Source organism: Desulfocurvus thunnarius (assembly GCF_055390965.1).
On record NZ_AP042411.1, the window covers coordinates 1,947,572 to 1,969,395 of the forward strand.

A 21,824-nucleotide genomic window follows, 5' to 3' on the forward strand; every position below is an offset into this window, starting at 1 on the left:
CCGCGGTTTTCTCCGCGGGGCGGGCGCGCGCGGAAAACCGCACCTGCGGCTTCATCGCAGGAAACGCGACGGACGCCGGGAGCCTTCGGCCCTGCCGGGGGCGGGGGGGCGGCCCCCCGGTTGCTAGTGGGCCTCGGCCCAGGTGGGGCCCTGGCCCCAGTCCACTGCCAGGGGCACGTCCAGGGGCATGACGCCGCTCATGATGTCCGCCATGCGCCGGCCTGCGGCGGCGGCATTGGCCTCGGGGCATTCCAGGAGCAGCTCGTCGTGGACCTGGAGCAACAGGCGCGCGTCCAGGGCGGCCAGTTCGGGGTCACGGTCCACGGCGAGCATGGCGAGCTTGATGATGTCCGCCGCCGAGCCCTGGACGCGGGTGTTGATGGCCTGACGCCGGGCCAGGGCACGGTCCTGCTGGTTCTGGGTGTCGATGTGCGGCAGCAGGCGGCGGCGCCCGGCCATGGTGGTCACGAAGCCGTGGTTGCGGGCGTCGTCCTCCACGGCCTGATAGAAGTCGCGCAGGCCGGGCAGGCGCTCGAAGTAGCGCTCGATGAAGGCCTTGGCCTCGGAGAGGGGGATTTCCAGCTCGCCCGAGAGCTTTTGCGGGCCCATGCCGTAGATCAGCCCGAAGTTGATGGTCTTGGCGTTGCGGCGCTGGTCGGGGGTCACGCGGGCGGGCTCGGTGTCGAAGAGGATGGCCGCCGTGCGGGCGTGGATGTCCTGGCCGTGGCGGAAGGCCTCCAGCAGGGCGGGCTCCTGGGACAGGTGGGCCAGCACGCGCAGTTCGACCTGCGAATAGTCCGCCGCCACCAGCAGGCGCCCGGCCGGGGCCACGAAGCAGGCGCGCATCCTGCGGCCCATGTCGCCCCGGATGGGGATGTTCTGCAAATTGGGGCTGGAACTGGACAGGCGGCCCGTGGCCGTGGCCAACTGGTTGAAGGTGGTGCGGATGCGCCCGTCGGGCCCGGCGGCCCTGGGCAGGGGCTCCAGGTAGGTGGAGCGCATCTTCTCCAGCTTGCGCCAGGCCTGGATGTCGGCCACCACGGGATGCTCGTGGCGCAGCTTTTCGAGCACGTCGAAGGAGGTGGAGGGCAGGCCGCCGGGGGTCTTGCCGCGCGGCTTGAGGCCCAGGCGGGTGAAGAGCACATCGGCCATCTGCTGGCTGGAGCGCAGGTTGAAATCCACGCCCGCGCGCTCCTTGATGCGCGCCTCCAGGGCGTCCAGCTCGGTGCTGACCTCGGCCAGGAAGGCCGCCAGGGCCGCCTTGTCCACCAGCACGCCCCGGCGCTCCATGCGCGCCAGCACGCCGATGAGCGGGGTTTCCACGTCGCGCATGAGCGCGTCGAGCCCGGCGGCGGCGAGGCGGCCCTCCAGGGCCCGGGCCAGGGCGGCGGCGGTGCAGGCCTGCCCGGCTGCGGGCGCGGGCAGCAGCTCCGGAGCCAGGCGCCCGGTCAGACGCTCCCAGGAGTAGTTGCGGTCCTCGGGGGAAAGCAGGTAGGCGGCCAGCCCGAGGTCGAACCAGCGGTCTTCGGGCAGGGCTGCCCAGGCCGGGTCGCGGGTCAGCAGGGCCTTTACGTCGGGCGTGGCCACGGCGCGGGCCGGGGTCAGGTGCGCGGCCAGGGCCGCCACGGGCCCGGGGGTGCGCAGTTCCTCGCCGCCCAGGCCGACCAGGAAGGTGTCGTCGCCCGGGGCGGCGCCGGGCTCGGGCAACAGCCCGGCCACCTGCCCGGCGGCGTCGGGCAGGGCCGTGGGGGCGTTGGCCTCCTGGATGTCGGCCTCGGCCTGGGGCCGGGCCGGGGCCATGTCGAACAGGGTGCCCTGTTGCTGGCCCGCTTCGGGTGCGGCCTTGGCCCTGGCTTTGGGGGCGCCCGGCGCCCCGGACGCCCCGGGCGCGGCCTTGGCCGCCAGGGCCAGCACGGCGGGCAGCTCGCGGCCCAGGGAGCGCAGCTCGAACTCGGCCAGGAAATCGGCCATGCCCGTGGCGTCGGGCGCGGCGCAGGCCAGGTCGTCCAGGTCCAGCTCCGGGCAGGCCGTGGTGTCCAGGGTGGTCAGCTTGCGGTAGAGGAAGGCCTCGTCCATGTGCTCGGCCAGACGCTGGCGCAGGGCGGGGGTGAACTCGCCCGCGCCCGAGGTCACGGCCTCGCGCAGGGCCTCCAGGGTCGGGTGGTCCTGCATCAGGCGCAGCGCCGTCTTGGGCCCGACCTTGGGCACGCCGGGGATGTTGTCGGCGCTGTCGCCGATGAGCGCCTGGAAGTCGGGCCACTGGGCCGGGGTCAGGCCCGTGTCGGCCTGGAAGGCCTCCAGGGTCAGCACGCTGTCCTTCCTGGCCCCGGGGTCCCACATGACCACGCGCGGGGTCAGGCACTGGCGCAGGTCCTTGTCGGCCCCGACGATGACCACGGGGCGCCGGGCACCCAGGCGCGCGGCCAGGGCGGCGATGCAGTCGTCGGCCTCCACGCCCTGGCTGGTGATGGTCTTGAAGCCCATGAGGCCGATGGCGCGCAGCACGTGGTCCACCTGCACGCGCAGGTCGTCGGGCATGGGCGGACGCTGGGCCTTGTAGGCCGTGAACAGCTCGTGGCGGAAGGTCGGGCCCTTGCCGTCGAAAAAGAACCCCGCGTAGCGCACGGATTCGGTGCGCAGCAGCCCGAAGAGCATGCGCACGAACATGAACACCGCGTTGGTGGGGAAGCCGTCGGCGCGCGAGATGCCCGGGTTGGCGTAGAAGAAGCGGTAGAGGAAGGCGTGCCCGTCCACGAGGAAGACGGGGTCCTGCTCCAGCCCAAGGCGTTCCTTGAGGGACATGGGGGCTCCAGGGCGGGTTACTGGTTCCGGGCGGGGGCGTCGGGCGCCGGGGTCGGGGCGGGTGCCGGGGCGGCCTTTGCGGGGCGCTTGCGCTTGGTGTGCAGGCGCTTCCAGACGAAGGCCTCCACCGAGGGTTCGTCCTGGGCGGCGGAAACGGGAATCTCGGCCCGCGCGGCGTTGACGCGGCCTCCGGCGGACCCCACGTCGGCAAAGCAGCGCTGGGCGAATTTGCCCATGTCGCGGCGCAGGCCGTCGCCGCGGAAGATGACCACGGCCTTGTCGTCCACGATGCCCGAGATGGCCGTCCACGAGCGGCCCTGCACGCGCAGGAACAGGTCCGCCAGCAGGACCAGGATGTCCGGGCTCTCCACGTGGTCCAGGAAGGCGAACAGCCCGTCGCCCATGACGCGCATCTTGAAATAGGCCTGGCAGAAATAGCGCAGCCATTCGAGCTGGAACTCCGAGCGGTAGATCTTGCGCAGCAGCAGGGAGTCCGCGAATTTGTTCAGGTACTGGAAGGCCCGCAGGTCGGCCTCGCAGAAGGCGCGCTCGAAGGAGGAGGTGTCGGTCTTGATGCCGTATTGCAGGGCCGTGGCCAGGAATTTTCCGGGCCGGATGTCCAGGTTGTAGAGGTATTCCGTAAGCAGGGTCGAGTTGGAGCCGTAGTCGGGCTGGATGTGGACGAAATCGGCCTCCACGGGGTGTTCGTCGTGGCGGGGGTGGTGGTCGATGACGATGGAGAAGCGCAGCTTCCGGAAGTCCTCATGATGATGGGGCTGGGAGTCCACCAGGGCGAAGCGGTCGAACTGGGCCGTGTAGTTGGGGTTCATGCGCCGGGTGGGGATGCGCAGGCTGGCGATCATTTCCAGGTTGTCGGGCCGGGAGATTTCGTTGACGTGGGCGATGCCCACGTCCTGCACGCGGTGGACCATGATCCGCTTGAGGGCCATGGCCGAGGCCAGGGCGTCGGGGTCGGCGTTGATGGCGATGAGCCAGCGGTCCTGTTTTTTGAACAGGGCCAGCAGGTCTTCGATCCTGGGCAGGGTGCGGAAGTAGGCCACGTCTAGTCCTCTAGTCCTCGGGCAGGGTCAGGGCGCGCCCGGCCACCACGAGCACGGCCCGGGCGCTGCGCTGCGCCAGTTGTCGGTTCAGGGCCCCCAGGGCGCGCACGAAGGCCCGGACCCCGGCCGTGGGCGCCACGGGCCCCAGGCCGATTTCGCAGGACACCACGATGACCTCCGTGGGCCCCATGGCGTCCAGGGCGGCCAGCAGGGCGGCCACGCGCGCGGGTTCGTCCCCTGCGGCGCGGCAGGCGAAGAGCCAGAAGTCCAGGCTGTCCACCAGCACGGCGCCGCAGCGCCCGGCGGCCTGGGCCAGGGCCTCGGGCAGGTCGGTGCCGACCTCGCGCACGGGGATTTCCGGCCCGCGCCCGGCGCGGTGAGCCTGGATCTGCGCGCGGAAGCCCGCGTCCAGGGCGCGGCCCGTGGCCACGAACAGCCCCGGCCCCGGCGCGCGCGCCAAAAGCCGCAGGGCGTAGTCCGACTTGCCCGATTTTTCGCCGCCGAGGATCAGGGTCAGGGGGCCGCGTTCCATTGCTTCATCCAGTCCGCCAGCAGCGCCGCCGAGGCGAACAGCCCGGGCGCGTCGAAGATTTCGAGCATCAGCACCGCGTCTGGCCCGGCTTCGGCCACAAGCCGCGCGAGCAGCGCGCGCCCTGCGTCGTCCAGCCCGTCCAGCGGCCTGTGCCGCCCGCCCGGGCCCGGCGCGCAGAGGTGCAGCATGCGCACCCGTGCCCAGTCGCGCGCCAGGGTGGGCATAGGCTGGTTGTAAGCCATGAGGTGGCCCAAGTCCAGGCACAGGGACAGGCCCAGGGCCGCCGAGGGCGCGAGCAGCGCGCCCAGATCGTTGCCGCGCACGTTTTCCAGCAGCAGGGCCGCCGGGTCCAGGCCATGCCCGGCCCACAAGCTGGCCAGGGCTTCCAGCTCCCGTGCCGTGTCCGGCGGGTGCAGCACGTAGCCCCAGGGCTTCAGGAACGCGGCCTTGTCCACCAGCGCGCGGATCACGGCCCACACCGCCGCGACCCCGCGCTCCCAGGGCAGGTCCAGGGGCAGGTGCACGTGGTACCGCAGGTCCAGCTCCGCCAGCTCCGGGGGCAGGTCCCGCGTGCCGTACTCCATGCAGGCCCGGGCCTCGAAAAACAGCAGTCCGACCTCCGGGGCCAGCCCGGCCAGGAAGCGGCAGTTCTCCCCCGCCGTGCCCGGCACGACGAAGGACGGCGCGGCCCAGGGCCGCCCGGCCCGCGTCAGCCGCTCCCCGGCCTGCCGGAACGCTTGCCTTTGCCCTTCATCCCACACGCTTTCCTCCAAAATCATCCCCCAAAAAAAACGGCCCCTGCCCCAACCCGGCCCGTCCTCCACTCGTTCAGGGCCGGACGACCTCCGGCCCCACCATACGCAGGCACTTCGGCCCCTTCCTGGCACAGGGCCGGAGCCTCGCGTCGGACAGTCCGTGCCCAAACCACTTGGGAACCGCACCCGCACCCGCGCTTGCGCATGGCCGTGCCGGTCCGGCCGCTCCCCACGAGAGCGCATTTGGGGGATGAGGGGGAGAGGGTCCGGGAGAGGGGGGAGCAGGGGGGCTTTGGCGCTGGAAAAGCCCCCCTGCTCCCCCCTCTCCCGGCATTTCTTTACCGCATGCGCGCCGCGCCTACTCGCCCAGCAGCCCCAACTGGTGCGCCTGCTGCACGGTGCGGCCTACGAGGCGGGTGCGGGCCAGGGCGTCCGGGGGCAGTTCGGCCAGGAAGCGCGAGGGCGGCAGGCGCAGCTCGCGGCCGTGCAAGGTGCGGGCTGCGCTGTGGCTCAGGTAGAGCCGCGATTTGGCGCGGGTCAGGCCCACGTAGAGCAGGCGGCGCTCCTCGGCGAGCTGGGCGTCGTCGAGGCTGGTTTCGGTCTGCCCCAGCAGGAAGCCGGTGCCCGCAAGGGGCAGCAGCCCGTCTTCCAGGGCGGGCAGGAACACGGCCTCGAACTCCAGGCCCTTGGCCGCGTGCAGGGTCATGATCTGGACCTTTTCGGCCCGGTCGCGGACCATGTCCAGCTCGCTTTGCAGGTGGACCCAGTTCAGCAGCGCCTGCCAGCCGCCGAGTTCGGCGAAGGAGCGCTTGAGTTGCAGGAACTCCGGGCTCTGCCAGAACATGCGGTCGAAGGGCGCGTTGCCCTGGAGGTAGGCTTGCAGGGCCATGGGCCCGCGCACGAGCACGCGCTCGGGCAGTTCCAGGCGCGCGTCGGCCTTGGCGGAGCCGGTGGCGTCGTCCACGGTGCCCGCGCCGGGCGGGATGATGCCGAAGGTGTGCCCGGCGGCGTCGAGAATGGCCGCCACGCGCGGCTCGACCCAGAAGGCTTCGGCCTCGGGCACCGAGCAGGGCAGCCCCAGGCGGGTCAGGGTCGATTTGAGCACCGGAACCAGGGCCTTGACGCGTACCAGCACGGCGATGTCGCCGGGCGAGAGATCTGCGCCCGCCTCGCCGCCGTCGGCCAGGGAGTGGCTGGTGGCACCGAGCAGGGTGCGGATGTGCTCGCCGATCCAGCTCGCCTCGCGGGTGGCCGTGGGTGCGCTGAACAGGCGGACCTCGGCGGGGCGGTCGTTGCGGGCCGTCAGGCGCGGAGCGCCGGGCGTCAGGGCTCCGGCGGCGTCGAGCACGGCCTGGGCCGAGCGGTAGTTGTCCTCCAGGCCGACGACTTCCAGGTCCGGCCACCAGCCGCGCATGCGCTCCAGGGCGTCGCCCGCCGCGCCGCGGAAGCCGTAGATGCCCTGGTTGGGGTCGCCGATGGCGAACACGCCCTTGCCCCCGGTGCAGGCCAGGGCCTTGACCAGCGCCAGTTGCAGCGCCGAAAGGTCCTGCACTTCGTCCACCAGCACGTGGGTGTACGGGTTGGGCCAGATGTCGGCCTCGATCTGTTCGAGCCAGAAATGCAGCAGGTCCGTGTAGTCCGCGAGGTTCCAGGATTCCTTGGTCTTGGCGTAGGCGTGGGCGGCCGCGGCCAGGTCCGGCCCGGGCTCGGTCATGCGCTCGCGGTCCAGGTTCAGCCGCCGCCACAGGGTGCGCATCTCGCGCGCGTCGAGCTGCGGGTTGGCTTCGGCGAACACGCGCCGGGCGCCGTCTTCGGTGAGCACCACCGGCGCCTCGCCGTAGCTCTGCGTCCAGCATTCGTAGGCCAGGGCGTGCATGGTGTCGGCGCGCGGCAGGGCCTGGGACTCGCCGCGAAGCTCCAGCAGGCGGCGCGACAGCTCGCCCGCCGCGCGGCGCGTGAAGGTCAGGGCCAGAATGTGGCGCGGGGTCTCTCCGCCGTCCAGCAGGCGGCGGATGCGGCCCATGAGCGTGGCCGTCTTGCCCGTGCCCGGCCCGGCAAGCACCAGCACCGGCCCGGGCCCGGCCTCCATGGCCCGGAGCTGGGCGGGGTTGTAATCCGGCCCCGGGGCCGTGGCCCGCAGCAGCAGCGATAGCGGGGGCAGCGGCGCCGCGGGCGCGGGGGCGGCGGCAGCCGTCTCCTCGGGGCCGGAGGCCGCTGCCGCCACGGGCCCCGCCGGAGCCTTGGGCACCGGGCGCGGCGCCGGGCCGCGCGTCCCCGGCAGCTTGAACAGCGCCTTGCCGTGCTTCAGCTCGGCCTGTTCCTGGGGCGAGAACACGCTGATGACGCCGTATTCGCCGTCGAACCCCGGGCGCTTGAACACCTGCCCCCGGCGCATGCGCCCGATGCCCTCGCCCAGCGGCGCGGACACGCGGGCCAGTTCCTCCACCGGCACGTCCTGCAACACCGCCAGTTCGGAGCCGAAGCGCGCGATGAGCCGCCCGTAGAAGGCCTGGACCTTTTTGGTGCCCGGCCCGGCGCCCAGCACCTCGCCCAGCACCTCCGCCAGGGGCACCAGCGACGTGAACCCCGGCGCGTCCGGCGGGCGCATCGGCGTCTCGCGGTCGGCCAGCTCCGTGACCCGGTGCAGCACGCCCACGGTCAGCGGCTTGCCGCACACCGGGCACACGCCCCCGCGCGAGGCCGTCTCGCGCGGCTCCATGACCACCCCGCAGGCCCGGTGCCCGTCCAGGTGGTATTTGCCTTCCTCCGGGAAAAACTCCAACGTCCCCAGGAATTTGTGGCCCAGCGCCTCGCCGCGCAGGGCCCGGTAGATGCCTTCGTAGGACTCCTCGCCGCTGAACAGGCTGGCCTCGCGGGCCAGCTTCTCCCCCGAATGCGCGTCGGAGTTGGAAATCATCCGGTAGCGGTCCAGGGCCGACCACATCCAGTTCATTTCCGGGTCCGACGACAGGCCCGTCTCCATGGCGAAAATCTCGCCCGCCAGGTCGCCGTAGCACTCCTCCACCGTGTCGAAGCCGCTCTTGGAGCCGAACAGCGAGAACCACGGCGTCCAGATGTGCGCGGGCACCAGGAACGCCTGCGGGCCCATCTCCAGCACCATTTCCAGCAGGTCGTGCGAGTCCAGGCCCAGGATCGGCCGCCCGTCGCTTTCCAGGTTGCCGACCTGCGCCAGCTTGCGCGTGAAGGCGTCGGCCATGTCCAGCGTGGGCATGAAGACCAGGTTGTGGACCTTGCGCGTCTTGCCGCCGCGCTTGTAGATGGAGCTGATTTCCGTGCCGAGCATGAAGCGCGTCTGGCCGCGCAGGGGGTAGCCGTCCAGAAACGGCACTTCGCGCTCCAGCCGCCGGGTGTCCTTGAGCGTCAGAAGGCCCGAATCGTCGGGCGCAAGCTGCTCGCCGATCTCCGCCCGCCAGCCCGGATGCGTGAAATCGCCCGTGGCCAGCACGTCTAGGCCCTTGATGCGCGCCCAGGCGGCCAGCAGACGCAGCGAAAGCGCCTTGCTCGTGGCCCGCGAAAACCGCGAGTGGATGTGTAAATCCGCGCGGAAAAGATCCATGACCCGGCGACTATACGGCCCCCCGCCCCCGCCCGCAAGGCCCAAGGTTCGGCGGAGGGCGGAGGGCCCGCCGGGGCGCTGCCCCCTTCCCGAGGAGAGCCCGCCAGGGGGCGCCGCCCCCTGGACCCCCGGCAGGGGCCAACGGCCCCTGCACCCCGCACGCCGCCCCGATCGGCTGCGGCGCTTCGCCGCCGCAGCCGACCGGGGCGGGGCAGGGCGGGGGATGGGGACGCCCGGATCGAGGCCGGAGAAAAACTCCGGGCCGGACTCCCGCAAGGGAATCCGGCCCGGATGTTGTGGGCGGCTTGGTGCTGCTGCGGATTCTTCCGGGCGGTTTGCCCGGGGCGCCCGGCGGTGGTGTTTCCGTCGCCCGGAGCAGCCCGACCCTTTCCCCCGAGAGCGCATTTTGGGGGTGAGGGGGGAGTGGGTCCGGGAGAGGGGGGAGCGGGGGGCTTTTGGCGCTGGAAAAAGGCCCCCGCTCCCCCCTCTCCCGGTCTTCCTTCCGAGCCCCCCTCTCCCGGTTTCCCGCCCGGGCCGTGCGCCTTAGATGACCTTGTTCAGGGCGTATTCGATGATGGCCTCGGCGCCTTTTTCGCGCAGGGCGGGGATCAGGTCGCGCACGGTGGAGGAGGCCACGACGATTTCCACGGACAGCCAGGCGTCGTCCATGAGGTTGGCCACGGTGGGCGAGTTGGCGGCGGGCAGGTGGTCGAGGATATCGTTCATGCGGTCCTTGGGCACGTTCATCTTCAGGCCCACCAGGGACTCGGCGTCCAGGGCGCCGTGCAGCAGCATGTCGATCTGCTCGATCTTCCTGCGCTTGGCCGGGTCGTTCCAGGCGGCCTTGTTGGCGATGAGCTGGGTGTTGGTCTGCATCAGCTCGGCGATGATGCGCAGGCCGTGGGCCTTGATGGTCGTGCCGGTCTCGGTGACCTCGACGATGGCGTCGGCCAGCCCTTCGACGACCTTGGCCTCGGTGGCGCCCCAGGAGTATTCGACCTCCACGGGGATGCCCGCGCTGGCGAAGTAGCTGCGGGTGAAGTTGCACAACTCGGTGGCGATTTTCTTGCCCGCCAGGTCCTCGGGGCGCTTGTAGGGCGAGTCGCCGGCCACGGCCAGCACCCAGCGCGCCGGGCGGTTGGAGACCTTGGAGTAGATCAGGTCGGAGACGACGACCACGTCGGAATTGTTTTCCAGGACCCAGTCCTTGCCGGTCAGGCCCAGGTCCAGGGTGCCGCTGGCCACGTAGCGCGACATCTCCTGGGCGCGGCACATGGAGCAGCGCAGCTCGGGGTCGTTGATCTCGGGGAAGTAGTTGCGGTGGTGCTGGCTGATCTTCCAGCCCGCGCGGGCGAGCAGGGCGATGGTGGCGTCCTGCAGGGAGCCTTTGGGGATGCCGAATTTGATCAGGGTGCCGTTGTTCTGGGGAGCGGCCATTATTTGTAGACCTCCTTGGGGTCGAAGACCAGGGGCGAGCAGGTGTTCACGTCACCGTCGCGCAGTTCACGAAAGAAGCAGGAACGGTAGCCCTTGTGGCATGCCGCCCCGCCGACCTGTTCGATGAGCAGGACCACGGTGTCGTCGTCGCAGTCCAGGCGGATGGCCTTGACCTTCTGGACGTGGCCGCTGGTGCCGCCCTTGTGCCACAGTTCCTGGCGGCTGCGCGACCAGTAGTGCGCCTCGCCGGTGGCCAGGGTCTGGTCCCAGGCCTGCTGGTTCATGTAGGCCAGCATGAGCACTTCGCCGGTGTCGGCGTCCTGGGCGATGGCGGGCACGAGCCCGTTCATTTTTTTGAAATCAGGGGAGAAATCCGGTCTGGTCATTGTGCGTTGTCCTTGTCGCAACGGGTTGTGCGGCGGTCGTGTTCCGCCTTGAGCTGGCCGCAGGCGGCGGCGATGTCCTGGCCCTTGCTGCCGCGGATGGTCGCGGTCAGGCCCTTGATGTGCAGCATCTTTTCGAAGGCCAGGATGTCCATGCGCTCCGGGCTGTCGTACCGCGCCCCCGGTGACGCGTTGAAGGCGATGAGGTTGACCTTGGCCTTGCGCTGGCCCAGCAGGCGCACGAGCTGGCGCGCGTGCTCGGGCTGATCGTTGACGCCGCGCAGCATGATGTACTCGTAGGTGATGCGCTGGCGGGGCCGCAGGGGGTAGCGGTCCAGGGCGGCCATGAGTTCGTCCAGGGGCGCCAGGGCCGCGGCTCGGGGCATGAGGCGCGCGCGCAGTTCCTGGGTCGGCGCATGCAACGAGACGGCGAGCATGGCCAGGCCGCTGTCTCCGAGCACCTCCAGTCCCTTGGGCACGCCGCACGTGGACACGGTGATCCTGCGCGGGGAAAAGTTGAGGCCCTTGTCGTGGCCCAGGGCGGCGAGGCTCTTCATCAGTTCGTCCAGGTTCAGCAGGGGCTCGCCCATGCCCATGAACACGAGGTTCTTCAGTTCGTCCGGATCCTGCCCCTGGTCGGCCAGATACTGCTGGGCCACGAGAATCTGGGCCAAAATTTCGCCCATGGTCATGTTGCGCACAAGGCCCATCTGCCCGGTGGAGCAGAAGGTGCAGGCCATGGGGCAGCCCACCTGGGACGACAGGCACTGGGTCACGTGGGTGCGCTCGGGGATGAGCACGGTCTCCACCAGGGCGCCGTCGGCCAGACGCAGCAGCAGTTTGACCGTGGTGTCGGCGCTGACCTGGACCTCGGCCACCTCGGGCCAGGAGATCGTTGCGCGGTCGGCCAGGGCGGTGCGCAGCTCCTTGGAGAGGTTGGTCATCTCGGCCACGTCGCGGCAGCGCTTCTGCCACAGCCATTGCCAGACCTGCTCGGCCCGGTAGGCGGGCTGGCCGAGGTCCGCGAGCAGGGCCCCCAGTTCGGCCAGGGTCAGTTCGATGAGGTTCACCATGGTGTTTCCCGGGCCCGGGGCGCGCGCCGCCCCGGAAGCCGCCAGGGCCTCCGGGGCGGCGGACCGGGCCCGCGCGGAGTCGTGCTAGGCCAGGGCCTCGCGCTCCTGGTAGCGGATGACGAATTCCACGGCGTCGGGGATGGAGGTCACCTCCCCGGCCACCTGGGCCTTGAGCAGGGCCTCGCGGATGACGCCCACCGCCGGGCCGGGCTGGAGCCCGGCGAAGTCCATGATCTCGTTGCCGTTCAGCAGCGGTTCGAGCATTTCCTCGGGGGTGTCCGTGCGCTCCAGCATTTTCATGTTATGGTTGAATTCCGTGTAGTTGCCGCCGCGCGCCTTGACCTTGGCCCGTTCGATTTCCATGAGCCGGGGGTATTCGTCCAGGGCCTTGAAGCGGCGGATGCCCCGGTCGGTCAGCATGTAGCTGAAGCGCCTGTGGTGGCGCACCAGGTGGCAGATGAGGTCGATGTCGCCGGGGGAGAAGCGCAGCCGGTTCAGTATCTTGCGCGTGACCTTGGCGCCCACGCGGTGGTGCTGGTAAAAGGTCCACTCGCCGTCGAAGTATTCGGCGGTGTAGAGCTTGCCCACGTCGTGGAACAGGCAGGACAGGGTGCCCAGCCAGTCGAAGGGCAGCTCTTCGGGGTAGTGGCGCATGACGGCCAGGGTGCGCTCGAAGACGGTTTCCCATTCGGTGTCGCTGCGGCGCTGGCTGACGCGCGACAGGGCGGCCACCTCGGGCACCAGCCCGTGCAGGATCATGGAATCGGAGAGCAGGCGCACGAAGTCGGCCATGTTTTCGGCCTCGACCTTGCGCCATTCGTCCATGATGTCCGACACGGACACGTAGTCGAGCACGCGGCGCGCGCCGCGCAGGATGGCCATCCAGGTGTTGTTCTCGATGGGCAGGTGGTAGTTGGCGGCAAAGCGCATGGCGCGCACGGCGCGCAGGTAGTCGCGCTTGAGGGTTTCGTCGGGGATGCCCGAGAATTTCACCTCGCCGCCGTCCAGGTCCTCGAAGCCCTGGGTGTGGGCGTCGGTTTCGGGGATGTAGGGGCAGGCCATGCTGGGCGAAACCTCGCCCTGCTCCTGGAGCTTTTGCAGCAGCCGGGGCGTGACGCGGGCCACGCATTCCTCGGGGTGCGAGCCGTCCTCGATGTCCGTGGGGTAGAAGCGGTAGAGGATGCCGTCTTCGTGCAGTTTGGCGAAGGCCAGGGCCGAGTCCGAGCGTTCGATGGTCGGGAAGAGGCGGTCGAGCCCCTTGAAGTCGATGTCCGTGGCGATGTCCAGTTCGATGCGTCCGTCCTTGTCCTGCACCAGCCGCTGCATCCTGGCGTTGACCACGTAGGCGTCGTAGCCGTTGCGCATGATGGTTTTGCAGATGGATATGGCGTCTTTATAGGGGTCGCTCATGCTCGTCTCCGGTTTGGCGGCGTCTTTTCGGGGGAGGTGCACTATAATGACAGGGATGGCCGTCCGTCAAACGATTCGCACCCCGTCCACGAACAGGGCGTTGACGCGCCCGGGCAGGGTCTGGCCCATGAAGGGCGTGTTCTTGCCCTTGGAGTTCATGCGCGCGGGGGTCAGCTCCCAGGGCGCGCCGGGGTCGTAGAGCACGAAGTCCGCCGGGTCGTCGCGCGCGAAGGCGCAGGCGGGCAGGCCGAAAATCTCCGCCGGGCGGTGGCACCACGCGCGCAGGGCGGTGTCCATGTCCAGGATGCCTTCGTCGATCATGCGCATGGTCAGGGGCAGGGCGGTGTCGAGCCCGGAGATGCCGTTGGGCGCCTCGGCGAAGGGCACTTCCTTTTCGTGGGCCGCGTGGGGCGCGTGGTCGGTGACCAGGATGTCGATGACGCCCTCGCGCAGGGCCTGGCGCACGGCCAGCACGTCGTCCATGGTCCGCAGGGGCGGGCTGACCTTGGCGGCGGTGTCGTAGTGTTCCACGGCCTCGTCGGTGAGCAGCAGGTAGTGCGGGCAGGTTTCGGCGGTGACGGGCACGCCCCGGCCCTTGGCCCAGGCCAGCAGTTCCACGGCCTGACGGCAGGAGACGTGGGCGATGTGGATGGGCAGGCCCAGGTATTCGGCCAGCAGGATGTCGCGGGCGACCTGCATGGCCTCGGCGGCCGCGGGCTGGCCCTTGAGGCCCAGGCGCGAGCTGACCTCGCCCTCGTTGATCCCCGCGCCGGGGGCCATGTCCGGGTCCTCGCAGTGGTCGATGACGATCATGCCCGCGTCGGCGGCGTATTCCACGGCGCGGCGGAACATTTCGGCGCTGCGCACGGGCAGCCCGTCGTTGGAGGCCGCCACGCAGCCCGCGCGGCGCAGCTCGGCCAGCTCGGCCAGCTCGGCCCCGGCAAGGCCGCGCGTCAGGGCGGCCACGGGGAACAGGCGCGGGCCGTTCTTCCACGCCCGGCGCGCCTTGTCGAGCATCATCTCCGTCACGGCGGCCTCGTCGTTCACCGGGCGGGTGTTGGCCATGCACATGATGTTGGCGAACCCGCCCTGGGCCGCGGCGCCCAGGCCGGAGGCGATGTCTTCCTTGTATTCGAAGCCGGGCTCGCGCAGGTGCACGTGGCAGTCGGTGAAGGCGGGCAGCAGCAGCGCGCCCCCGGCGGGAATCTTCTGGGCGCCGGGGTACATGAAGTTGCCCGTGGGCCGCAGCTCCAGGATGCGGCCTTCGGCCACAAGCACGTCCACGCTCTCGCCCCGCCAGCGGGCGCCCTTGACGACGAATTCGGGATTGGACACGGGGGCCTCCCTCAATCTTTGCGGGTCAGGAACAGGAACAACAGGGCCATGCGCACGGCCACGCCCGAGGCGACCTGATCCAGGATCAGGCTGTCGGCGTCGTCGGCCAGGTCCGAGGCGATTTCCACGCCGCGGTTGATGGGCCCGGGGTGCAGCACCTTGGCCCCGCCCTTGGCCTTGCGCAGGGTGCGGCGCGACAGGCCCCAGGTGCGCGCGTATTCGCGCAGGCTGGGCAGCAGGCCGTCCTGCTGGCGCTCCAGTTGCAGCCGCAGGCACATCACGGCGTCGGCGCCGTCCACGCCGCTTTCCAGGTCGTGGCAGACGGTCACCGGCCAGGTGTCCAGGCGCGGGGGCAGCAGCGTGCGCGGGCCGCAGACGCGGACCTCGGCCCCCAGGCGGGTCAGCAGGTTGACGTTGGAGCGGGCCACGCGGCTGTGGGCGATGTCGCCCAGGATGGTCACCGTGCGCCCGGAGAACTCGCCGCCCCAGGCCCGGCGCAGGGTGAAGGCGTCGAGCAGGGCCTGGGTGGGGTGGGCGTGCCAGCCGTCGCCCGCGTTGATGACCGAGCAGTCCAGCCGCTCGGCGATGAAGCGCGCCGCGCCCGAGCGCGAGTCGCGCAGGACGATGGCGTCGGGGTTCATGGCCTGCAGGGTCCAGGCCGTGTCCTTGAGGCTTTCGCCCTTGCTCAGGCTGGAGCCGGACTTGGCCAGGGAAAAGCTGTCCGCCGAGAGGCGCTTGGCGGCCACGTCGAAGCTGGTCTTGGTGCGCGTGCTGGGCTCGGCGAAGAAGAGCACCACGCTTCTGCCCTTGAGGGTCGGGACCTTCTTCACCGGGCGGCGGTTGATCTCCATGAAGGAGTCCGCCGTCTCGAATATCCGCTCCACGTCTCCCGTGGAGAGGTCGCAGACATCCAGCAAGTCCTTGTGGGTCCAGTGCATGGGCAGTCCTCGCTGCTGGAAGGTGGGGCGCCCGGGGCGGGCGCGGGGCGGGCGGCGTGGGGCCCGGTGCCGGGCGCGGCCTGCCCGGAGTGCCCGGGCAACGGCCAAAAAAATGCCGCCTCTGGCGGGCGGCTCGCGCGTCTTGAGTCGGAAAGGCCTCCGGCCCCCCGTTTACGCCGCACGGATCGCTCCGTCCGGAACTATGCTGTACCCTGCAACCGCGCCGGGTTCAAGTGTTCCGTACAGGTGCTCGGCGCCCAACAGCCGCGCGGGGTTCAGGGTCATCCACTCCAGAACCTGGAAAAATCCCGGCCCGCCGGGCGCGCGCAGCAGGGCGGCGGCCTCGTTCCACAGGCTGAGGTCCTGGTTGGACGACAGGCCGTCGGTGCCCAGGCACAGCGGCACCCCGGCCTCGTCCAGCGCCCGCCAGGGCGCGCGGCCCACGGCGATGTACTCGTTGCTGCGCGGGCACAGGCAGACCGCGCAGCCCCGGGCGGCCAGGGTGGCGATGTCGCCCTGGTCGAGCTGCACGCAATGTACGGCCATGGTCTGCTTGTCCAGCAGGCCCAGGCGGTCGGCATAGGCCACGGGGCGGCAGCCGGGGGCGGCCCAGTCCTCGGGCAGCACGCCCGCCTTGCGCAGCAGCCGGGCGAATTCGCCCTTGCCGGTGAGCAGTTGCTCGGTTTCGTCGGGATGCTCGGCCAGGTGCATGACGAAGGGTCGCCCGTGGCGGACGCACCAGGCCTTGGCCGCGCGCAGGGTCTCGGGGTGGGTGGAGTACAGGGCGTGCCCGGCTGCGGCCACGTGTTCGCGGGCCGTGGCGGACAGGGCGTCCAGGTCCACGGGCCAGCGCAGGGCTCCGGCGTCGGCGAAGCCGAAGAACTCCACGGCCAGCAGCCCGCCGATGTCCGCGGCTTCCAGCGCCTCGGCCACCAGGGCCGTGTTGCGCGAGGTGACATCGATGACGGCCACGGTGCCGCAGGCGCGCATCTGGGCGATGGCCTTGTCCAGGGCCAGTTGCGAGAGTTTGCCCAGGGAGTTGCCGATGAGGCTGCGCAGCCAGGCGGTGAAGCCCTGGCCGCGCGCGGTGCCCCCGGCCACGTGGGACAGCTCCAGATGCACGTGGGCGTTGATGAGCCCGGGGGTCACGGTGACGGGCCCCAGGTCCTCCACAGGCCCGGAAAAGTCGCGCAGCACGTCGTGCGCCGCGCCCGAGGCCACCACCCGCCCGGCGTCGAAAACCACGGCCCCGTCGTCCACGGGCGGACGGCGGGGGTGGACGATGATCTCCCGGGCTCGGATGGCGCGCATAGCGGTATGGTAACGGAAGATTCCGCCCAGGGGAAGAGGGCGGTGGAGGGGGAAAAACGGCCGGGGCCGGTCGCGACGACCGGCCCCGGGTGCAGGGTGGCCGACTGCCCGGCCCTATTCGTCGTCCCCGTCGTCGTCCGGAGGCAGGGGCGGCAGGGTGTCCTCGTCCTCGGCGTCCAGCTCCAGGTCGTCCTGGCGCTTGAGCAGTTCCTCGAAGCGGATGTCCGCGCCGAGCACGCCCTTGATGTTCAGGTCCTCGTCGTCCACCGGGGTGGCCACGGTCAGGCACAACTTGCCGGTGAAGTGCGACTTGTAGAAGTCCGTGACGTGCATCTTGCCCGTGCGCATGGGCTCGACGAACCAGTCGCGGGTCGAGAAGTCCGTCTGGTGGTCGAAGGTCTTGTACTTGGGTTCGTCCTCGGGATGGCAGACGGAGCTGGCCACCAGATGCCCCGTGGTGTCGATGAGGTAGATGTACTGGATGAAGGAGTAGTCGCCCAGGAAGTCGTCCATGCAGCGCTCGACCTTGCCCGAGTCCAGGCTCCTGATCTCGCAGTCCTGGGAGAGCTTGGTGATGATCTTGGCGGCCAGTTGGTGGGCGACCTTCTTCAGGTGGTCGAACTCGGACACGAACAGCTCGGGCAGGTAGCGCTTGACCAGCATCTTCATCTCCTTGTTGGAGAAGGACGTGGTGCGGCCCTTTTCGTAGGCCTCGTTGATGCGCTCGGCGATCTTGCCCACGGCGGGGTGGCGCTTGTCGATGGCGTCGGCCCCGCGCAGTTGCATGCTCTGGTTGATCCAGTAGGCCACGCCCGCGCGGCCGGACTTGTCGGTGATGATGATGGGCACCGGGCGGCCCAGGATGCGCCCGGTGTCGAAGATGTTGTAGATTTCCTCGTTCTTGATCAGCCCGTCCACGTGGATGCCCGCGCTGGTGGCGTTGAAGTCGCGGCCCACGAAGGGGTAGTTGTCCGGGATGCGGTAGTCCAGCTCGCGGGCGAAGTAGTCGGCGATTTCGGCGATGACCTCGGGGTGGGCCGCGTCGTCCTCGCCGGTGAGCGAGATGTATTCGATGACCAGCGCCTCGATGGGCGCGTTGCCCGTGCGCTCGCCGAAGCCGAGCAGGGTGCCGTTGGCCCCGGAGCAGCCGTAGAGCCAGGCCGTGGAGGCGTTGACGAGCACCTTGTGGAAGTCGTTGTGCCCGTGCCATTCCAGCCACGGCCCGGGCACCCCGGCCTCGTCGGTGAAGGCGCGCACGATCTTGGCCACCGAGCGCGGCAGGGCCGCCCCGGGGTAGGGCACGCCGAAGCCCAGGGTGTCGCACAGGCGGATCTTCACCGGCAGGCCGCTTTCCTCGGACAGCTCCATGAGCTTGCGCGCGAAGGGGATGCAGAAGCCGTAGATGTCGGCGCGGGTCACGTCCTCGAAATGGCAGCGCGGGGTGATGCCCCACTCCAGGGCCGTGGAGACGATCTTCAGATAGTCCTCCATGGCCTGGCGGCGGTCCTTCTTGAGCTTCAGGTAGACGTGGTAGTCCGAGACCGAGGTCAGCATCCCGGTCTCCTTGAGGCCCATGTCCTTCACGAGCTTCAGGTCCGCCGCGTTGGCGCGGATCCAGCCGGTGATCTCGGGGAACTTGTAGCCCTTCTCCATGCAGCGTTCCACGGCGCGGCGGTCCTTCTCGGAATAAAGGAAGAACTCGCTCTGGCGGATGAGCCCCGAGGTGCCGCCCAGGCGGTGGAGCATGTCGAAGATGGTTTCGATCTGCTTCACGGTGTAGGGCGGGCGGGCCTGCTGGCCGTCGCGGAAGGTGGTGTCGGTGATGAACATCGGGTCCGCCGGGCGCGGCACCAGGAAGCTGTCGTCGAAGTTGACGCGACCGATCTTGGTGTAGGGGAAATTCTCGCGGTACAGCTCGGGGTTGTCCAGATTCTGGAGGGAGTACTGCGTTTTCCAGCGGTTGAAATGCAAAAAGGGCATGGGGGCGGTTCCTCCTCGTGGGGCATGGGGGGGCGGGCGCGGGGAGCGGGGGCACTCGCCACGCCATCATCTCTCAGAACGCTCCCGGGGGCAAGGCGGGAGAACGGGGCCGCCGCGCGGGGCGGCTACTGGGGCCGGGGGGCCAGGAGCTGGCGTTCCTCACGGACCTCAATGCAGTCCTGCGCCAGGGCTTCGGCCTGGTCCAGGGCACGGGCGGCCTCGTCGGCCCAGCCGCCCCGGCGCAGGCTGCGCGCGGCCAGCACGTACATGCGCTGGGGTCGGGGGCCGTAGATGCGGCCCACGAGGCGGGCGTAGCCCTCGCCGAACACCTCGCGCACCAGGTCGTTCTGGGCGAAGAGGAAGCGCGCCAGCAGTTCGTTGTCCGCGTGCAGGGGCAGGTATTCGCAAAACAGCCGTCGGCAGATGGACAGCAGGAAACGGATGCGGTTGACCTCGCGCTGGATGCTCTCGTTGGTCTGGTCGAGCACGCCGAAGAGGTCGTCGCCGATGCCCGCGCCGCGCCCGTTGCGGTCCTGGTCGCGCAGCTTGCGGAACCAGGGCGCGTAGTTCTGCTGCTGGTAGGCGTCCTCGCGCAGCTTCATGGCGTCGTGGAAGATGTAGCCCACGCTCCAGTCCAGGAACTGGCCCAGGCGCCGGGCCCCGGGGCGGTCGTCGTGCTTGAAGAGCACGTGCGCGGTGTCCTTGAGGTGCCACAAAAGGCCCTTGTTCATCTCCTGGCCCAGCAGGTGGGAGAGCAGGACGAAGTCCACGTGGCCGCTGCGGTCCAGCAGGCGGAAGCCCGACTCCAGCTCGCGGCTGACGAGGCAGAAATCGCGCAGCACGTCGCGTACGAACTCGGGCAGCTTGGCCGTGATCCACTTCTTGGACATGCGTGCTGGGCCCCCCGCCGGTGCGGGCTATTCGTCCAGGTCCTGGGTGTGGCGGCAGGCCTTGTTGGGGCAACCCAGGTGCCGCCCGCGGGCCTTGGTGGTCTTCTCTTCGAGAATGGGCGACCCGCATGCCGGGCAGGGTATCTGCACCGGCTTGTTCCACAGGGCGTAGTCGCACTCGGGGTAGCGGCTGCACGAGAAGAACAGCTTGCCCCGGCGCGAGGACTTCTCCACCAGCTCGCCCTTGCCGCACTGCGGGCAGGGCACGCCCGTGGAGAACGGCTCGGCGTAGGTGCAGTCGGGGTAGTTGTTGCAGGCGATGAAGCGGCTGCCCGTGCGCGCGCTTTTGATCACCAGATCGCCGCCGCAGTCGGGGCAGGCGCGCCCGACCTTCTCGGGCTCCACCCGCGCGGCCTCCACGATCTCGATGCGCCCTTCCTCGTTGCGCGTGAAGTTCTTGGTGTTGCGGCAGTCGGGGTAGCCCGTGCAGGCCAGGAAGGTGCCCGCGCGGCCGAACTTGATGACCATGGGTTTGCCGCAGATCTCGCAGGTCACGCCCGTGTCCAGCCCGGCCTTGACCCGGCGCATGTCCTTGCGGGCCTGATCCAGGGCGGGGTAGAAGTCGGCGGTGAAGTCCTTGAGCAGGCCGATCCAGTCCTGCTGGCCGTCGGCCACCTTGTCCAGGCCCTCTTCCATGCCCGCCGTGAAGCCCACGTCCATGAGCTGGGGGAAATGCTCGCTCAGCAGGTCGCTGACCACCACGCCCAGGTCCGTCGGCGCGAAGCGCTTGTTGACCTGCTCCACGTACTCGCGGCCCAGGATGGTCGAGATGATCGCCGCGTAGGTCGAGGGGCGGCCGATGCCGCGCTCCTCCAGCTCGCGCACCAGGGAGGCCTCGTTGTAGCGCGGCGGGGGCTGGGTGAACTTCTGTTCCTTGGAGAAATCGGCCAGGGTCAGCTCCTGCCCGGCCTCCAGGCGCGGCAGCTCGTTGTCCGGGCCCTGCTCGTCGTCCTGCCCGCCCAGCACCTTGAGGAAGCCCGGAAAGAGCATCCGCTCGCCCTTGGCGCGCCACAGGGTCTGCCCGGCGGCGATGTCCACCGTGGTGTCCCAGAAGCGGGCGGCGGCCATCTGCGAGGCCACGAAGCGCCGCCAGATGAGCTTGTAGAGCTGGAACTGCTCGGCGGGCAGGGCGGCCTGCACGTCCTCGGGGGTGATGGCCACATCCACGGGGCGGATGGCCTCGTGGGCGTCCTGAGCCGAGGCCTTGGTTTTGAAATGCCGGGCCTTGGGCGGGTAGAATTCGGCGCCGAAGCGCTCGACGATGAACTCGCGGGCCGCGTCGCGGGCGTCGTCGGCGATGCGCACCGAGTCGGTGCGCATGTAGGTGATGAGCGCCGTCAGGCCCCGGTCGCCGCCAAGTTCCACGCCTTCGTACAGGCGCTGGGCCGCGCCCATGGTCTTCTTGGCCGAGTAGCCCAGGCGGCGGTTGGCGTCCTGTTGCAGGGTGGAGGTGATGTAGGGCGGGGCGGGCTGGCGGGTGCGCTCCTTCTGGGCGACCTCGGCCACCGTGAAGGGCCCCTTGCGGGCTTCGTCCTCCACGGCCTGGGCGGCCTCGGCGTTGCCGACCTCGGCCTTCTTTCCGCCGACCTTGGCCAGATCGGCCACGAAGGCGGGCGGCTCGGGCCCGGCCAGGGTGGCGCGCAGCACCCAGTATTCCTCGGGCACGAAGGCCAGGCGCTCCTTCTCGCGGTCCACGATGAGCTTGAGGGCCACGGATTGCACGCGCCCGGCGGAGATGCCGCTCTTGACCTTCTTCCACAGCAGCGGCGAGACCTTGTAGCCCACCAGCCGGTCCAGCACGCGCCGGGCCTGCTGGGAGTTGAACAGGTCCTTGTTCAGCTCGCGGGGGTGCTCCAGGGCCTCGCGCACGGCCCGGGCGGTGATCTCGTTGAACTGGATGCGGCTTATGGCCTTGCTCTTGTCCTTGATGAGCTCGGCCACGTGCCAGGCGATGGCCTCGCCCTCGCGGTCGGGGTCCGGCGCGAGGTAGACGTTGTCGGCCTTGGCGGCGGCGCTGGTCAGCCGCTCCACGACCTTTTCCTTGCCGCCGATGATGCGGTACTCGGGCTCGAAGGTGTCCTCGTCCACGCCGAGGGCCTTGGGCGGCAGGTCGCGCACGTGGCCCACGGAGGCCTCCACGGCGTAATTGCGCCCCAGGAACTTCTTGATGGTCTTCACCTTGGCCGGGGACTCGACGATGATCAGGCTTTTGCTCATAGATGTGGGTTCCGATAGCCGAAGGCCTGACTCAAGGCAAGCCTTGCATTTCCAGATGATTTG

At 69.9% G+C, this 21,824-nt stretch carries 15 protein-coding genes; all 15 read right to left on the bottom strand.

Annotated features, from left to right (window positions below; all coding sequences use genetic code 11):
• Nucleotides 1-123 precede the first annotated feature (123 nt).
• Nucleotides 124-2,802 carry a DNA polymerase I gene (gene polA, locus ACZ5KV_RS08455; protein WP_464238864.1) on the bottom strand — a complete coding sequence of 893 codons (2,679 nt, stop codon included), beginning with the start codon at nt 2,800-2,802 and terminating at the stop codon, nt 124-126.
• A gap of 17 nt (nt 2,803-2,819) precedes the next feature.
• The gene (locus ACZ5KV_RS08460; protein ID WP_464238865.1) at nt 2,820-3,863 is read right to left on the bottom strand and encodes a DHH family phosphoesterase; all 1,044 of its coding nucleotides are present in this window, start codon (nt 3,861-3,863) and stop codon (nt 2,820-2,822) included.
• A gap of 10 nt (nt 3,864-3,873) precedes the next feature.
• Nucleotides 3,874-4,395, bottom strand: a complete 522-nt coding sequence (locus ACZ5KV_RS08465; protein WP_464238866.1) for a bifunctional adenosylcobinamide kinase/adenosylcobinamide-phosphate guanylyltransferase — start codon at nt 4,393-4,395, stop codon at nt 3,874-3,876.
• Complete coding sequence (gene cbiR / locus ACZ5KV_RS08470; protein ID WP_464238867.1) at nt 4,377-5,156, bottom strand: cobamide remodeling phosphodiesterase CbiR; 780 nt, start codon at nt 5,154-5,156, stop codon at nt 4,377-4,379. Before cbiR ends, ACZ5KV_RS08465 begins: the two co-directional genes overlap by 19 nt.
• Nucleotides 5,157-5,508: 352 nt before the next feature.
• Entirely contained in the window at nt 5,509-8,727 is a 3,219-nt protein-coding gene (locus tag ACZ5KV_RS08475; protein ID WP_464238868.1) for a UvrD-helicase domain-containing protein, read from the bottom strand.
• A gap of 543 nt (nt 8,728-9,270) precedes the next feature.
• Complete coding sequence (gene hisG, locus ACZ5KV_RS08480; protein WP_464238869.1) at nt 9,271-10,164, bottom strand: ATP phosphoribosyltransferase; 894 nt, start codon at nt 10,162-10,164, stop codon at nt 9,271-9,273.
• The gene (gene hisI / locus ACZ5KV_RS08485; RefSeq protein WP_464238870.1) at nt 10,164-10,550 is read right to left on the bottom strand and encodes a phosphoribosyl-AMP cyclohydrolase; all 387 of its coding nucleotides are present in this window, start codon (nt 10,548-10,550) and stop codon (nt 10,164-10,166) included. Before hisI ends, hisG begins: the two co-directional genes overlap by 1 nt.
• Nucleotides 10,547-11,620, bottom strand: a complete 1,074-nt coding sequence (gene rlmN, locus ACZ5KV_RS08490) for a dual-specificity RNA methyltransferase RlmN (RefSeq protein ID WP_464238871.1) — start codon at nt 11,618-11,620, stop codon at nt 10,547-10,549. Before rlmN ends, hisI begins: the two co-directional genes overlap by 4 nt.
• Nucleotides 11,621-11,704: 84 nt before the next feature.
• Entirely contained in the window at nt 11,705-13,030 is a 1,326-nt protein-coding gene (locus ACZ5KV_RS08495) for an HD domain-containing protein (protein ID WP_464238872.1), read from the bottom strand.
• A 66-nt stretch (nt 13,031-13,096) separates the two neighbouring features.
• On the bottom strand, nt 13,097-14,365 hold the full coding sequence (locus ACZ5KV_RS08500) for a dihydroorotase (RefSeq protein ID WP_464238873.1): 1,269 nt from the start codon (nt 14,363-14,365) through the stop codon (nt 13,097-13,099).
• 11 nt (nt 14,366-14,376) lie between these two features.
• A complete protein-coding gene (locus tag ACZ5KV_RS08505) occupies nt 14,377-15,303 on the bottom strand; it encodes an aspartate carbamoyltransferase catalytic subunit (RefSeq protein ID WP_464238874.1) in 927 nt (308 codons plus the stop codon).
• A 171-nt stretch (nt 15,304-15,474) separates the two neighbouring features.
• Complete coding sequence (locus ACZ5KV_RS08510) at nt 15,475-16,614, bottom strand: amidohydrolase family protein (protein WP_464238875.1); 1,140 nt, start codon at nt 16,612-16,614, stop codon at nt 15,475-15,477.
• Between the two features lie 114 nt (nt 16,615-16,728).
• Entirely contained in the window at nt 16,729-18,594 is a 1,866-nt protein-coding gene (locus ACZ5KV_RS08515) for a triose-phosphate isomerase (protein WP_464238876.1), read from the bottom strand.
• Between the two features lie 125 nt (nt 18,595-18,719).
• A complete protein-coding gene (locus ACZ5KV_RS08520) occupies nt 18,720-19,484 on the bottom strand; it encodes a hypothetical protein (RefSeq protein WP_464238877.1) in 765 nt (254 codons plus the stop codon).
• Nucleotides 19,485-19,511: 27 nt separating this feature from the next.
• Nucleotides 19,512-21,761, bottom strand: a complete 2,250-nt coding sequence (gene topA / locus ACZ5KV_RS08525) for a type I DNA topoisomerase (RefSeq protein WP_464238878.1) — start codon at nt 21,759-21,761, stop codon at nt 19,512-19,514.
• Nucleotides 21,762-21,824: the final 63 nt, after the last annotated feature.